Origin of the sequence: Mycobacterium sp. IS-3022, assembly GCF_001500065.1 — a bacterium.
GTDB lineage: Bacteria > Actinomycetota > Actinomycetes > Mycobacteriales > Mycobacteriaceae > Mycobacterium.
This window is the reverse complement of the sequence record NZ_LQIN01000034.1, coordinates 316,137-330,692: the sequence shown is the minus strand read 5'-3', so window position 1 is coordinate 330,692 and position 14,556 is coordinate 316,137. Positions and strand designations below refer to the sequence as shown.

Genomic DNA, 14,556 nt, shown 5'->3' with positions numbered 1-14,556 from the left:
CTGCTGACTGATGCCGACCGCCAATACCTGTTGTGTGATGCCAGCTGTGAGGTGTGGTTGGAACGCCGCGGGCAGCTGATCGGCGCCGGGCGCACCACGCGCCAGATCAGCCGCCGGCTACGCCGCGCGCTGGAGCACCGCGATTCGACGTGTGTGGTGCCCGGCTGCGAAGCGACCCGCGGTCTGCACGCGCATCACCTTCGGCATTGGGAAGACGGCGGGCCGACCGAGTTGGACAACCTGGTGCTGGTGTGTCCCTATCACCACCGGATGCATCACCGCGGCGAGATCACCATCACCGGACCCGCCCGCCAGCTGACCGTCACCGACAACGCCGGGCGGGAGCTGACCAACGCATCACTGGCCCGGCCCCCGACCCAACCCCCACCCACAGTCCCACCCTGGCGCGGACCCCTCGGCGAACGCGCCGACTGGTGGTGGTACAACCCCTTCGAACCCCAACCCCCACCACCGCCCAACTGAGTCGCCCAACGGCCGACACCGCGTCAACGCCAAACCAGTTGACGGCTTCCTGAACCCCTCGGCCATCACCGGCCGTCATGTCCTTTCTCGACGCGGTCCGCGAAGCTGAATTTTTAGGTGTGGCTATCCTCCGGGCGTTCGCTGGGTGTTATGTTCAGCCTCTCCGAACGCAGAGGTGCACATGAACCGCTATCTCGCCTGGGCAGTTCCGATAACCGCAGCCGGTCTGATCTTGTCCGGATGCGCCGGTGACGACTCCTCTGACAACGGGACGTCCGCCGGTGGAACGGCCACCACGACGACGAGCGCGGCCCCCGCGGTCGATCCGGCCGTGCTGGACAAGGCGGCGGCCGACTACAAGGCCTACGTGCAGAGCAACATCGACGAACTTCAGCGCGTGGTCAAGGTATTCACCGACGCGGTCCGGGCCGGAGACCTCCAGGCCGCCCAGGACGCGTATGCGCCGTCACGTCAACCGTGGGAACGCATCGAGCCGATCGCCGGACTGGTCGAAGAGATCGACCGCAAGATCGATGCTCGGGTGGATGACTTCGCCGGTGTCGACGACCCCCAGTTCACCGGCTGGCACCGCCTCGAGTACCTGCTGTTCGAAAAGAACACCACCGAGGGCGGCGCACCGTTCGCCGATCAACTCGACAAGGACGTCGCCGCACTGAAGGCGCAATTCCCGTCGGTTCAGGTCAAGCCGGTCGACGTCTCCAACGGCGCCGCGGAGCTGATCGAGGAGGTGTCCGAGGGCAAGATCACCGGCGAGGAGGACCGCTACTCCAAGACGGACCTGTGGGACTTCGACGCCAACCTGCAGGGGGCGCGCGACGCCGTCGGCAAGCTCAATCCCGCACTCGTACAAGCCGATCCGGCCTTGCTGGGCAAGATCGATGCCGGAATCAACTCGGTGTTCGAAACCTTGGCGCCACTGCGCCGTGGTGACGGCTGGGTGTTGTTCTGCACCGAGAACGATCCCTACCCGTCACCGCGCTGCCCCGAGGTCACTGTGACACCCGACGTGATCGACAAGCTGAAGGCAGAGCTCGCCGGGCTGTCGGAGAACCTGTCGCAGGTGTCTGGAGTGCTGAAGCTGCAGTGACCGAAGGTCGCTCGGGACTCTCGCGGCGAGGATTCATCTCCGGCGCGTTGGGCACCGGTGCCGTGGTGGGAGCGGGATCGGTCCTCGCCGGGTGTTCCTCGGACCCCGAGACGCCCACCGCGCCCGCAGCGGCCTTCGTCCCGTTCGACGGTCCGCACCAGACCGGTATCACCGCCTTGCCCATCCCGGAGCAGGGGCTGGTCGCATCGTTCAACGTGCAGTCGAAGGACCGCGACAGCCTGAAACGCGCCCTGCAGGACCTCACCGAAGAGATCCGCGCGCTCATGGCGGGCAAGCCGCCGGAGCCCCGCGATCCGGCCTACCCGCCCGTCGACTCCGGCATCCTGGGCGAGCAGCCGCCCGCGGACAACCTGGCGATAGTCGTCGGTGTCGGGGCGTCGCTGTTCGATGAGCGCTTCGGGCTGGCCGACCGCAAGCCCAAGGAATTGGTCACCATGCCGTTCATCGCCAACGACCGGCTGGATCCCAAACTGTCGCACGGTGATCTGTCGATCATCATCGAAGCGGGTCACAGCGACACCGTCATCTTCGCCCTGCGGCAGCTGATGCGTCGCACCCGCAGTGACCTGGTGTTGCGGTGGATGGTCGACGGCTACGCCAGGGGCATCGGCGCCGGCCAGGCATCCGAGGCCGCAACGCCGCGAAACCTTTTGGGTTTCAAGGACGGAACGGCCAACCTCGACGTTCACGACGACGCGATCATGGATCGCCACGTCTGGGTGGGCCCGCAGGACGGCGAACCGGAGTGGGCGGTCGGCGGCTCCTACCAGGCCATCCGCATCATCCGGATGTTCGTCGAATTCTGGGACCGCACGCAACTCGTCGAGCAGGAGGCGCTGATCGGGCGCAGCAAGGTCAGTGGCGCGCCGCTCGGACTGACCGGCGAGTTCACCGACCCTGACTATCCAGAAGATCCCGAAGGCAAGCGAATACCGCTCACCGCTCACATCCGGCTGGCGAACCCGCGCACCCCCGCGACGGACGAAAATCTCATTCTGCGGCGGGGTTTCAATTACTCACGCGGCTTCGACGGCGCCGGCCGACTCGACCAGGGGCTCGCATTCATCGCCTACCAGCGCAGCCTTGAGAAGGGCTTCCTCACGGTTGCCAAGCGGCTCAAGGGCGAACCGCTCGAGGAGTACATCATGCCGGTCGGCGGCGGGTTCTTCTTCATCCTGCCAGGCGTCACCGGCCCCGACCGGTTCCTCGGCGACCAGTTGCTCAGCTGAGCACCGACCACAGGAACTCGTAGATCAACGCCGAGCGAAACGCGGTCTGGGCGTTGTCCGCAGCGCCCGCATGCCCGCCCTCGATGTTCTCGTAGTAGTGGACCGGATGACCGGCATCCTCCAGCGCGGCGGTCATCTTGCGGGCGTGACCGGGGTGCACCCGGTCATCGCGCGTCGAGGTCGTGATCAACACCGGCGGGTACCGCCGGTCCACCGAAATATTCTGGTAGGGCGAGTACTTCGAGATGAACTCCCAGTCGTCGGGATCGTCCGGATCCCCGTACTCGGCCATCCAGGACGCGCCGGCAAGCAGAAGATGGAACCGTCGCATGTCCAGCAGCGGGACGCTGCACACCAGCGCGCCGAACAGCTCCGGGTACCGCGTCAGCATCACGCCCATCAGCAGCCCGCCGTTGCTGCCGCCCTGCGCGCCGAGTTGCTCGACGGTGGTGATGCCGCGCGCAACGAGATCCTCTGCGACAGCGGCGAAGTCCTCATAGACGAGGTGCCGGTTCTCCCGCATGGCCTGGGTGTGCCACGTCGGTCCGTATTCACCGCCGCCGCGGATGTTCGCCAGCACGAAGGTGCCGCCGCGGCTAAGCCACAGCCTGCCGAGTACGCCGCCATAGCTCGGCGTATTGGCCACCTCGAAGCCACCGTACCCGCTCAGCAGGGTCGGTCCAGGCGCCTGATTGTGCCGATGCCCCACAACGAAATAGGGGATCATGGTGCCGTCCGCGGAGGCGACGAAATGCTGGCTGATCTCGAGGTCTGCGGCGTCGAAGAACGACGGGGCGCGCTTGGCCTCGGTGACCGCATCGCCGGCGCGGCCCCACAGCAACCGCGACGGTGTGTCGAAACCGCTGGCGTCGAGGAACATTTCGTCGCCGTACTCGTCCACGTCGACCAGGACGGTGTTGGTGTTCGGCGGAATTCCGGGGATCTCGGCTCGCTCCCAGGTCCCTGGTGTCACGACCGTCACCTGGCTGATCACATCGACGAGCGTGACGAGCACGAGGCGGTCACGGGTCCACGCGTAGTTGTCCAGGCTGGAGTGCTCGTCGGGCTCGAACACCACATGCAGTTCGCCTGCGCCGTCGAGGTATTCGGCGTAGTTCGCGGCCAGTAGGGAACCCGCACGGTACGTCGTCGACCCGACCGTCCAATCGGTGCGGGGCCGAATCAGCAACCACTCGCGGTGCCAGGAAATGCCGGCATCTGTGGGGACGTCGATCTCGATCAGCGTGTCGCCGCGCAACTCGTAGCGGTGCCGGTTGAAGAAGTCGAACGACCGCGTGATCAGCAACCGCTCGAAGCCCGGTGTCGCGTCGTAACCGCATCCGACGCTGACGTCGGTCGCCTCGCCCTCGAACAGTGTCTGCGCGTCGGACAGCGGCTGGCCGCGTCGCCAGCGCTTGACGATCCGCGGATAACCGGAGTCGGTCAACGAGCCGGGCCCGAAGTCCGTTCCGACCAGCACGGTATCGCGGTCCTGCCACGTCACACTCGATTTGGCCTCCGGCAGTTCGAAACCGTCGGTGACGAACTGCCATGTGGTCATGTCGAATTCGCGAACCACGGTGGCGTCGGCGCCGCCGCGGGACAGTTCGACCAGCGCGAGCGAGAAGTCCGGCTCGAGCACTTCCGCGCCGGCCCACACCCAATTCTCGCCGTCCGCGGCCGCGATCTGATCGACGTCGATCAGGACGTCCCACTGCGGCTGCTCGGTGCGGTAGCTCTCCAGCGTCGTGCGCCGCCACAGGCCGCGCGGGTTGTCCGCGTCGCGCCAGAAGTTGTAGAGGTGGTCGCCACGCCTGCGGACGTACGGGATGCGTGCGTCGGTGTCGAGCACCTCCAAAGCCTCGGCGCGCATCTGCTCGAAGCGGTCACCGCCGAAGCGAGCGAGGGTCGGCGCGTTGTGCTTGCGGACCCAGTCGAGCGCTGCGTCGCCGGTGATCTCTTCGAGCCAGAGATACGGGTCGTGCGTCACGCGACGCTCGTGACGACGGCGTGCCAGGACAGCTCCAAACCACCGTCACGCTCGAAACCAGCCAGAGCCGGTCCGACAGCGTCGCGGACGGCGCGGACTTGCTCGTCGGTCAGCGAGCCGACCAACTCCGCGATCGGGCCCGCAAGCGACGTGTTGTAAGCCCAGTAGTCATCGGGGTTTTCGAATCGCATGATCCCGGTGAGCTCATCGACGATCACCTCCGTGAAGCCTCCGGAGGCCGCAAGCGCGGAGGCCGTCTCGGAGGTACTGAGCGAGAACATCCCGCCCGGGGCGAACGCGTCGCTCGGCGGCGCGTGGCCGTTCTGCAGCAGCGCCGTCACGATCAGCATGATCCACGGGTTGCGGTCTAGCGGGCCCCAGGTGGCGAACGCACACCGCCCGCCGGGGCGCAGCACCCGTCGGATCTCACGCATCGCCAGCTCCTGCTGGGGAATCAGCATGAGCCCGAACCGCGACAGGACGCCGTCGACGCTGTCGTCGGGCAGATCGATCTGCGTTGCATCGATGACGCGACAGTCGACGTTGTCCAGACCTCGCCGAGCCGCCCCGCGTTGGGCGGCCTCCACCATTGCGGGCACGAAGTCGCTCGAGATCAGGCGCCCACCAGAACCGAGCCGGGGCGCGGCAAGGAAGCCGGTTTCGCCCGGGCCCGCGGTCAGCTCCAACAGCGTCTGACCGGGCTGCGGGTCGACGTGCTCGATCAGCCAATTCGACACCGGCCGCACGCTTTCGAAGACGCGGTCACGGTATGCGTCCCAAGCTCGCGCCACCGCGCTCCAGTGACGCAGCGCCTCCCGGGCTGGGTCCACCTCAGACATCGTTTCCTCCTCGGGTCGAGGCCGTCCGACGCTGACTGTACGGCGGTAGTGTGAGCTGTATCTCGCCGACTTGGGAGTCACTGATGAGCGATTGCGCGAAGAGGAGAAGATTCTGATGACCGCTTACGCCCGCCCCGGCGCGGCAGATGCCCTGATGTCATACGAGTCTCGGTACGGCAATTTCATCGGCGGTGAATGGGTTCCACCGGCCTCGGGGGAGTACTTCGAGAACCCGACGCCGGTGACGGGACAGCCGTTCTGCGAGGTGCCGCGCTCCACCGAAGCCGACATCGACAAGGCCCTCGACGCCGCGCACGGCGCCGCGACCGCGTGGGGTAAGACGGCCCCCGCCGAGCGCGCCAACATCCTCAACAAGATCGCCGACCGCATCGAGGAGAACCTCGAGTCGCTGGCGCTGGCCGAGTCCTGGGACAACGGCAAGCCGATCCGCGAGACGCTCAATGCCGACATCCCACTGGCCGTCGATCACTTCCGGTATTTCGCCGGGGCCATCCGCGCGCAGGAGGGCTCGCTGAGCCAGATCGACGACGACACCGTCGCCTACCACTTCCACGAACCCCTCGGCGTCGTCGGCCAGATCATTCCGTGGAACTTCCCGATTCTAATGGCGACGTGGAAGCTCGCACCTGCGCTGGCGGCGGGCAACGCGGTCGTCCTCAAGCCCGCCGAGCAGACGCCGGCGTCGATGCTCTATCTGATGTCCTTGATCGGCGACCTGCTGCCCGCGGGTGTGGTCAACATCGTCAACGGCTTCGGGTTCGAGGCGGGCAAGCCGCTGGCGTCGAGCAACCGGATCGCCAAGATCGCGTTCACCGGCGAGACCACCACCGGCCGGCTGATCATGCAGTACGCGTCGCAGAACCTGATACCCGTCACGCTGGAGCTCGGCGGCAAGAGCCCGAACATCTTCTTCTCCGACGTGCTGGCGGCCGCCGACGACTATCAGGACAAGGCGTTGGAGGGTTTCACGATGTTCGCCCTCAACCAGGGCGAGGTGTGCACGTGCCCGTCGCGCAGCCTGATTCAAGCCGACATCTACGACGAGTTCCTCGAGCTCGCCGCGATCCGCACCAAGGCCGTCCGGCAGGGCGATCCGCTGGACACCGAGACGATGATCGGTTCGCAGGCGTCCAACGATCAGCTGGAAAAGGTGTTGTCCTACATCGAGATCGGCAAGTCCGAGGGCGCCACGATCGTCACCGGAGGCGAGCGCGCCGAACTCGGCGGTGATCTCAACGGCGGCTACTACATTCAGCCGACGATCTTCGCGGGCGACAACAAGATGCGGATCTTCCAGGAGGAGATCTTCGGGCCCGTCGTCGCCGTCACGTCGTTCACCGACTACGACGACGCGATCGCCATCGCGAACGACACCCTCTACGGGCTGGGCGCCGGTGTCTGGTCCCGCGACGGCAACACCGCCTACCGGGCCGGTCGCGACATCAAGGCGGGCCGCGTCTGGACGAACTGCTATCACGTGTATCCCGCGCACGCGGCGTTCGGCGGCTACAAGCAGTCCGGCATCGGCCGCGAGAACCACAGGATGATGCTCGACCACTATCAGCAGACGAAGAACCTGCTGGTGTCCTACAGCAACAAGGCGCAGGGCTTCTTCTGATGAACGATTTCGGTGTCGAAACAGTCGGTGAGCGACTGTTCGGACACCTGAATCGCGCGGGGGCACCGCCGCGGGCGCTGATCACCCGGGCCGCCGCCGACCTGCTGCGTCGCCTTCAGGACCGCCACGGCGCGCTGATGTTCCATCAGTCCGGCGGGTGTTGTGACGGCTCGTCGCCGATGTGCTACCCCGACGGCGAGTTCGTCGTCGGCGACCGCGACGTGCTTCTCGCGGTGCTCGACGTGGGCTTGCCCGTCCAACCAGAAGGCGTGCCGGTGTGGATCTCCGGACCGCAGTTCGACGCTTGGAAGCACACCCAGCTGGTGATCGACGTCGTACCCGGAAGGGGCGGCGGCTTCAGCGTCGAGGCGCCGGAGGGCGTGCGGTTCCTGTCCCGCGGCCGGGCGTTCACCGACGCCGAGAACCGATTGCTGGCCGAGCAACAGACGATCACGGGTGCGGCTTTCGCGCGCGGTGAGCGGCCGCCGCCGTCGGACACCCACATCGTGATTGACGTTGACGCAATTGATGCGTGTCCGATACCTGACGCGCCGAGCGGCTGACGGGCCGGCGGGGACTATCCGCGTAACCTCGTGTTCGTGATCCCGCTGCCTCGGGCGTGGTTGCTGACCAGTGCCCTCCTCGTCGGCACAGCGGTGGGGCTGATCCTCGGGATCGCCTCGACGCTGGTGGTCGACGCGGCCATCCGGCCCGACGTCGTCGTTGCGCTCGTCGTCGGCGTGCCAGTTGTGCTCGGCATGCTGGCCATTCTGTTGTCCGGTCGGCGCTGGGTGACGACGGTCGGCGCGTTCGTCCTCGCGATCGCGCCCGGCTGGTTCGGTGTGCTGGTGGCGATCCAGGCGGTGCACGGTGCCTGAACGAACCGACACACTGCCCGGCGATCCGACGCAGCCGTATACGCCGACGTTCCAGACAGACGAGTTCGAAGCGCTGAGCGCCGTCGTCGAACAGGTTCCCTCGGAGCCGTTACCCGTTCCGGCGCATCCGGTCGTGGTCCCGGGCAACTATCAGTACCTCAAGCGGTGGCAGTTCGTGCTCGTCGTGGCGGGCGTCTGGGCGCTCTCCGCAGCGGCCGGCTGGGGCCTCTACCACTGGTGGTACCACTCGATCGACAAGACGGCGCCGGTATTCGTCGTGCTGGTATTCGTCATCACGTCGACGGTGGGTGGCCTGCTCCTCGCCATGGCGCCGAACAGACCGGTTGTGACGGCACTGGCGATTGCGGTCATGTCGGCGCCGTTGGGGGCGGTGGCCGGCGCGGCGGTACTGCACGGTCTCTACTACTGCGAATGGGCCAGCCGCTGTTTCGTGGGGCTGATCCCTTACTGAGCCTCGCCCCGTAGTGCCCTAGCGGCCGGCGGGCTCCCATGTCCGCATCGCCGCGTCGAAGCCTTCGTCGTCCAGCGCCCTCACCGGCAGCGGCTCGTTCTCAGCGTGAGAACGCATGCCGTCCAACAGGATACCGACGTAGCGACGCCACAGATTGGTGTCGACGTGGCCGGCGAACTCACTGACCATTCCGGCCAACAGGCTGATGATCGGCATGTCCGTGGGGGAGATGTCCGAACGGAGGCGGCCGTCGATCTGCGCTCGCTCGACGAGTCTCGTGGCCACCGGGTGAAGGCGATCTTGTGCCGCTATCACTCGGTCGCCGCCATAGGTCTTGCTGAAGGCGATTTCGCGCAGACCTCGATCGGTCGCGGTCATCTCGCACATGTGCTCGACGAACCACACGAAGCCCTCCCACGCGTCCTCATGTCGCAGCCCGGCTTCGGCCAATGCAGTGAGCTGGTCCAAACCGTCGACGAACACCGCCTCGACGAGTTCGTCTTTGGTGGCGAACCGCCGGTACACCGTGCCCACACCCACGCCGGCGTGGTGCGCGACGTCATTGAGATTGGGCTCCAATCCCTTGGCCGCGAACAACTCCCGGGCGGCTTGCAGGACGCGATTGCGGTTGCGTTCGGCGTCCTTACGCAGCGGCCGGGGGCCCGGCCGCGACTCGGTCTCACCCGCGTTCATCCGGCCGAGTGTAATGCGCAGCACAGTAAAGCGGATTGACCTTGTCCGCTTCGTTCGTTAGCTTGTCTGACTAGCACCCCTTCAAGATCGGGGTCGTCACAATGCCGAAAGGCCAGCACTTTGACTGCCGTCGATCGATTCCGCGCCTTGCCCGTGCCGGCTGGTATGAAGCCGGGGGCACGTCGGTGTTGAAGGTGATCATGCGCTTTTGGCTCCCCGTCATGATCGTGGCTGCGGTGTCGGCGGGTTATCTCGCGGTGTCGCAGCTGCGGACGGTGTTCGGTGCCGAGCCCGTCCTGGTGACGCCGATCGGCGCGGACACCGCGGAGAAGTTCATTCCCAAGGTGGTGACCTATGAGGTCTTCGGTTCGGGAACCGCCGTGGTCAACTACCTGGATCTTGACGGCAAGCCGGTGCGCGCCGGAACCGTGAATCTGCCGTGGACCCTGACGTTGGAAACCACGGCGCCATCGGTGGCGCCGAACGTCATCGCCCAAACCGACGGCCAGTCGATTTCCTGCCGGATCACCGTGGACGACGAGGTCAAGGATGAAAAGACGGCTTCGGGCGTGAACGCCCAGACCTTCTGTTTGGTGAAGTCCGCGTGAGCGCCCCAGTCGACGACGCGCCGACGGACGCCAACCCGATCGCCCGGCCGAAGCGGCCATGGCTTCCGCGGTTGATCCGGCTCTTCGCGCTGCCGATCATCGTGGCCTGGGTAGTCATCATCGGCTTCCTCAACACCGCGGTGCCCCAGCTGGAAGTGGTGGGCAAGCAGCGCGCGGTCTCGATGAGTCCCCAGGACGCGCCGTCGATGATCGCGATGAAGCGCGTCGGCACCACGTTCGAGGAGTACGACACCAGCAGCTCGGTGATGGTCGTGCTCGAGGGCGAGGACAAGCTGGGCGCCGAAGCGCTCGAGTTCTACGAACAGATGGTCCGCGATCTGCGCGCTGACACCGACCACGTGCAGTACGTGCAGGACCTCTGGTCTGACTCGTTCACCGCAGCCGGCGCGCAGAGCGTCGACGGAAAGGCCGCCTACACCCAGGTGTACATCGCCGGGGACCAGGGCGAGACCTTGGCCAACGAGTCGGTGCGCGCCGTTCGCGACATCGTCGTGAGACACCCGACGCCGCCGGGTGTCGAGGTGTACGTGACCGGTGCGGCAGCCACGACGACGGATCAGAACGCCGTCGGCGACAAGAGCATGCGGACGATCGAATTGCTCACCTTCGGCGTCATCGTCGTCATGCTGTTGGTGATCTACCGGTCCATCGCCACGACGCTGGTGCTGCTCAGCATGCTCGCAATGGGATTGCTCGGCGCACGCGGGTTGATCTCTTTTTTGGGCTACCACAGCGTCTTCGGCCTGACGACCTTCGCGACCAACCTGGTGGTCACCTTGACCATCGCCACGGCCGTCGACTACGGAATCTTTCTGGTCGGCCGATACCAGGAGGCGCGCCGGTCCGGTGAGGACCGAGAATCGGCGTACTACACGATGTTTCACGGGACCGCCCACGTCGTGGCGGCGTCCGGGTTGACCATCGCGGGAGCTACCTTCTGCTTGAACTTCACCCGGTTGCCGTACTTCGAGAGCATGGGCTCCCCGATGGCCGTGGCGATGGTGTTCGGCATCGTGGTGGCCTTGACGTTCGGTCCGGCGCTGATCTCGGTGGTCAGTCGGTTCGGCAACGTGCTGGAGCCCAGGGCCAAGTCGTCAACCCGGGCGTGGCGTCGGATCGGCACCTCGACCGTTCGCTGGCCGGGTGCGTGCGTGGTGATCGCCCTCGCGGCATGTCTGGTCGGCCTGCTGGCTTTGCCCGGCTACCACACGACCTACAACGACCGGCTGTTTCTGCCCGACGACATCTCGGCCAATGTCGGTTACGCGGCCGCGACCCGGCATTTCTCCGAGGCCAGGATGAACCCCGATGTGCTGATGGTCGAAACCGACCGTGATCTGCGAAATCCCGCGGGGTTCCTGGTGATCGACAAAATCGCGAAGGCCTTGTCGAGGGTCGAGGGAATCGCCCAGGTGCAGGCGATCACTCGGCCCGACGGCAAGCCGATCGAACACACGACGATCCCGTACATGATCGGCCAGCAAGGCGTCGGCCAGCTCATGTCCAACGACTATCAACAGGGCGTCATCGACAACATCATGGCCCAGGCCGACGAGATGCAGCACACCATCGACTCGATGGAGAAGATGAACTCGATCACCCGGGAGTTGTCGGTGGTGTCGCGGAGTATGGCCGACAAGATGGGCGACACTTCCCTGACCCTGCAGGAAGTGCGCGACAACCTGGCCAACTTCGATGACTTCTTCCGGCCCATGCGGAACTACTTCTATTGGGAGCCACACTGTTTCAATATCCCGGTCTGCTGGTCGCTGCGTTCGATCTTCGACACCCTCGACGGCATGTCGACCATGTCCGACGATTTCCAGGACATGGTTCCTGACATCAACCGGATGGCTGATCTGACGCTGGAGATGACCGCGGTGATGCCGGGGATGATCCAGTCGATGAAGAACCAGCGCCAGATGATGCTGAACCAGTATCAGGTTCAGAAGGCGCAGCAGGACCAGACCATGGAACAGCAGGAAGACAGCGCGGCGATGGGCGAGGCGTTCGATGAAGCCCTCAACGATGACTCTTTCTACGTTCCGCCGGAAGCGTTCACCAACGCCGACTTCATCCGCGGCATGGACTTGATGATGTCGCCCGACGGGCATGCCGTCCGGTTCACCATCATTCACCAGGGTGATCCGCTGACCGAGGAGGGCATCTCCCGCATCGAACCACTGAAAAAGGCTGCGGCTGCGGCGATCAAGGGCACACCGCTGGAAGGTTCGTTGGTCTACGTCGGCGGCGCCGCGGCGATGTTCGACGATATGCAGCAGGGTGCCGATTACGACTTGCTCATCGCGGTCACAGCGGCGCTGCTGTTGATCCTCGTCATCATGATGGTCATCACCCGAGCGTTGGTCGCGGCCCTGGTCATCGTCGGAACCGTGGCGTTGAGCCTGGGCACCGCTTTCGGGATGTCGGTGGTGCTCTGGCAACACATCATCGGAATTCCGTTGCACTGGATGGTGCTTCCGATGGGGATCATCGTGCTGGTGGCAGTAGGCGCGGATTACAACCTGCTTCTGGTGTCGAGAATGAAAGAGGAAGTCCGCGCCGGACTGCGCACCGGCACCATCCGGGCCATGGCCGGTAGCGGCCCCGTGGTCACCGCCGCCGGCCTGGTGTTCGCCTTCACCATGGCGACGATGGCAGTCAGCGATCTGATCGTCATCGGGCAGGTAGGCACCACGATCGCGTTGGGCTTGATCTTCGACACCTTCGTGATCAGGGGACTGATGACACCGGCGGTGGCCACCCTGCTCGGACGATGGTTCTGGTGGCCCCTGCAGGTGCGTCAACGCCCGCGCCCGGCGCCGTGGCCCAAGCCGATCCAGCGCGATCCGCAGGACACTGCTGGGCTGATCGTCGACGCCCATTAGTGTGGGGGCGTGACCCACTATGACGTCGTCGTTCTCGGAGCAGGCCCCGGCGGATACGTCGCGGCCATTCGCGCCGCCCAGCTCGGACTGAACACCGCCATCGTCGAACCCAAGTACTGGGGCGGCGTCTGCCTAAACGTCGGCTGCATTCCGTCGAAGGCGCTGCTGCGCAACGCCGAACTCGCGCACATCTTCACCAAGGAGGCCAAGCAGTTCGGCATCAGCGGGGAGGCGACGTTCGACTATGGCGTGGCATTCGATCGCAGCCGCAAGGTCGCCGAGGGCCGGGTCGCAGGTGTGCACTACCTGATGAAGAAGAACAAGATCACCGAGATCCACGGGTACGGCAAGTTCAAGGACGACCACACGCTCGAAGTCGACCTGAACGAGGGCGACACCGAGATCGTCGAGTTCGACAACATCATCATCGCCACCGGCAGCAGCACCCGCCTGGTGCCCGGCACGTCGCTGTCGGAGAACGTGGTCACCTACGAAGAGCTCATCATGACGCGCGAGCTGCCGAAGTCGATCGTCATCGCCGGCGCCGGCGCGATCGGCATGGAGTTCGGCTACGTGCTGAAGAACTACGGCGTCGACGTGACGGTCGTCGAGTTCCTGCCCCGCGCGCTGCCCAACGAGGACGCCGAGGTTTCCAAGGAGATCGAGAAGCAGTTCAAGAAGCTCGGGGTCAAAGTCCTCACCGGCACCAAGGTGGAGTCGATCGACGACAGCGGCGGTGACGTCACCGTCACGGTCAGCAAGGACGGCGACTCGCAAGAGATCAAGGCCGAAAAGGTGCTGCAGGCAATCGGTTTCGCGCCGAACATCGAGGGCTACGGGTTGGACAACACCGGCGTCACCGTGACTGAGCGCAAGGCCATCGGTATCGACGACTACATGCGCACCAACGTGCCGCACATCTACGCGATCGGTGACGTCACCGGCAAACTGCAGCTGGCGCACGTCGCCGAGGCCCAGGGCGTCGTCGCCGCCGAAACCATCGCCGGGGCCGAAACCCTGCCGCTGGGGGACTACCGGATGCTGCCGCGTGCGACGTTCTGTCAACCGCAGGTCGCCAGCTTCGGCCTCACCGAGGAGCAGGCCCGCGACGAGGGATACGACGTCAAGGTCGCGAAGTTCCCGTTCACCGCGAACGCCAAGGCGCACGGCGCCGGCGACCCCAGCGGCTTCGTCAAGCTGATCGCGGACGGCAAGTACGGCGAGTTGATCGGCGGCCATCTGATCGGCCACGACGTCTCCGAACTGCTGCCGGAGCTGACCCTGGCGCAGAAGTGGGACCTGACCGCGACCGAGTTGGCCCGCAACGTGCACACGCACCCGACCATGTCCGAGGCCCTGCAGGAGTGCTTCCACGGGCTGCTCGGCCACATGATCAACTTTTGAGAGCGATTTGGGTCGCCGGCATCGGCGGACTGGTGGTCGGCCACGTCCTGTGGCTGGCCGGTATTTCGCTTGCCACCGCCACGTCGGACGTCAGCACGTGGGTGCTCGTCGTGGCCGCGGTGTCGTTCGTCGGCGGCGCGGTGGCCGCGTGGCTGGGGCGGCGATCCTATGAGCGCAAGAGCGAAGTGTGGGCTGCGTTCCTGTGGGGGCTGCCCGTCTCACCGGTGCTGCTGTCGCTGATCGTGCTCGGCATCACCTACCTCTAGCGGATTTTCCGCACGAG

At 65.5% G+C, this 14,556-nt stretch carries 14 protein-coding genes; 11 read left to right on the top strand and 3 right to left on the bottom strand.

Annotated elements, in window-relative coordinates:
- The 3 genes from AU188_RS18845 to AU188_RS18835 form a co-directional block, all read left to right on the top strand.
- On the top strand, positions 1 to 483 hold a 483-nt coding region (locus AU188_RS18845), incomplete at its 5' end, for an HNH endonuclease signature motif containing protein (protein WP_156426739.1).
- Positions 484 to 664: 181 nt separating this feature from the next.
- Positions 665 to 1,591 carry an EfeM/EfeO family lipoprotein gene (locus AU188_RS18840; RefSeq protein ID WP_059164879.1) on the top strand — a complete coding sequence of 309 codons (927 nt, stop codon included), beginning with the start codon at positions 665 to 667 and terminating at the stop codon, positions 1,589 to 1,591.
- Complete coding sequence (locus AU188_RS18835) at positions 1,588 to 2,841, top strand: Dyp-type peroxidase (protein WP_059164880.1); 1,254 nt, start codon at positions 1,588 to 1,590, stop codon at positions 2,839 to 2,841. Before AU188_RS18840 ends, AU188_RS18835 begins: the two co-directional genes overlap by 4 nt.
- Here AU188_RS18835 and AU188_RS18830 read toward each other — a convergent pair.
- Both AU188_RS18830 and AU188_RS18825 read right to left on the bottom strand, forming a co-directional pair.
- On the bottom strand, positions 2,834 to 4,831 hold the full coding sequence (locus AU188_RS18830) for a prolyl oligopeptidase family serine peptidase (protein WP_172799535.1): 1,998 nt from the start codon (positions 4,829 to 4,831) through the stop codon (positions 2,834 to 2,836). The genes AU188_RS18835 and AU188_RS18830 overlap by 8 nt on opposite strands.
- Entirely contained in the window at positions 4,828 to 5,670 is an 843-nt protein-coding gene (locus AU188_RS18825) for a class I SAM-dependent methyltransferase (RefSeq protein ID WP_082686672.1), read from the bottom strand. The genes AU188_RS18830 and AU188_RS18825 overlap by 4 nt, the downstream gene beginning before the upstream one ends.
- A gap of 115 nt (positions 5,671 to 5,785) precedes the next feature.
- On the opposite strand from AU188_RS18825, the gene adh reads away from it, so the two are divergent.
- From adh to AU188_RS18805, 4 genes are read left to right on the top strand one after another with little or no spacing between them, the layout of a single operon-like run.
- Positions 5,786 to 7,309, top strand: coding sequence for an aldehyde dehydrogenase (gene adh, locus AU188_RS18820; RefSeq protein WP_059165017.1), 1,524 nt, complete (start codon positions 5,786 to 5,788; stop codon positions 7,307 to 7,309).
- Entirely contained in the window at positions 7,309 to 7,872 is a 564-nt protein-coding gene (locus AU188_RS18815; protein ID WP_082686673.1) for a DUF779 domain-containing protein, read from the top strand. The genes adh and AU188_RS18815 overlap by 1 nt, the downstream gene beginning before the upstream one ends.
- 36 nt (positions 7,873 to 7,908) lie before the next feature.
- Positions 7,909 to 8,187, top strand: coding sequence for a putative holin (locus AU188_RS18810; RefSeq protein ID WP_059165019.1), 279 nt, complete (start codon positions 7,909 to 7,911; stop codon positions 8,185 to 8,187).
- Positions 8,180 to 8,659 carry a hypothetical protein gene (locus AU188_RS18805; protein WP_059164883.1) on the top strand — a complete coding sequence of 160 codons (480 nt, stop codon included), beginning with the start codon at positions 8,180 to 8,182 and terminating at the stop codon, positions 8,657 to 8,659. The genes AU188_RS18810 and AU188_RS18805 overlap by 8 nt, the downstream gene beginning before the upstream one ends.
- 18 nt (positions 8,660 to 8,677) lie before the next feature.
- Here AU188_RS18805 and AU188_RS18800 read toward each other — a convergent pair whose 3' ends face one another.
- On the bottom strand, positions 8,678 to 9,352 hold the full coding sequence (locus AU188_RS18800) for a TetR/AcrR family transcriptional regulator (protein ID WP_059164884.1): 675 nt from the start codon (positions 9,350 to 9,352) through the stop codon (positions 8,678 to 8,680).
- Positions 9,353 to 9,552: 200 nt separating this feature from the next.
- Here AU188_RS18800 and AU188_RS18795 point away from each other — a divergent pair, with 200 nt between their 5' ends.
- The 4 genes from AU188_RS18795 to AU188_RS18780 are packed head-to-tail and all read left to right on the top strand — an operon-like array spanning position 9,553 to position 14,539.
- Positions 9,553 to 9,960, top strand: a complete 408-nt coding sequence (locus AU188_RS18795; protein ID WP_502687622.1) for an MmpS family transport accessory protein — start codon at positions 9,553 to 9,555, stop codon at positions 9,958 to 9,960.
- Entirely contained in the window at positions 9,957 to 12,869 is a 2,913-nt protein-coding gene (locus AU188_RS18790; protein WP_059164885.1) for an MMPL/RND family transporter, read from the top strand. The genes AU188_RS18795 and AU188_RS18790 overlap by 4 nt, the downstream gene beginning before the upstream one ends.
- 9 nt (positions 12,870 to 12,878) lie before the next feature.
- Positions 12,879 to 14,273 carry a dihydrolipoyl dehydrogenase gene (gene lpdA, locus AU188_RS18785; protein ID WP_059164886.1) on the top strand — a complete coding sequence of 465 codons (1,395 nt, stop codon included), beginning with the start codon at positions 12,879 to 12,881 and terminating at the stop codon, positions 14,271 to 14,273.
- On the top strand, positions 14,270 to 14,539 hold the full coding sequence (locus tag AU188_RS18780; protein ID WP_059164887.1) for a hypothetical protein: 270 nt from the start codon (positions 14,270 to 14,272) through the stop codon (positions 14,537 to 14,539). The genes lpdA and AU188_RS18780 overlap by 4 nt, the downstream gene beginning before the upstream one ends.
- The last annotated feature ends 17 nt before the right edge of the window (positions 14,540 to 14,556 follow it).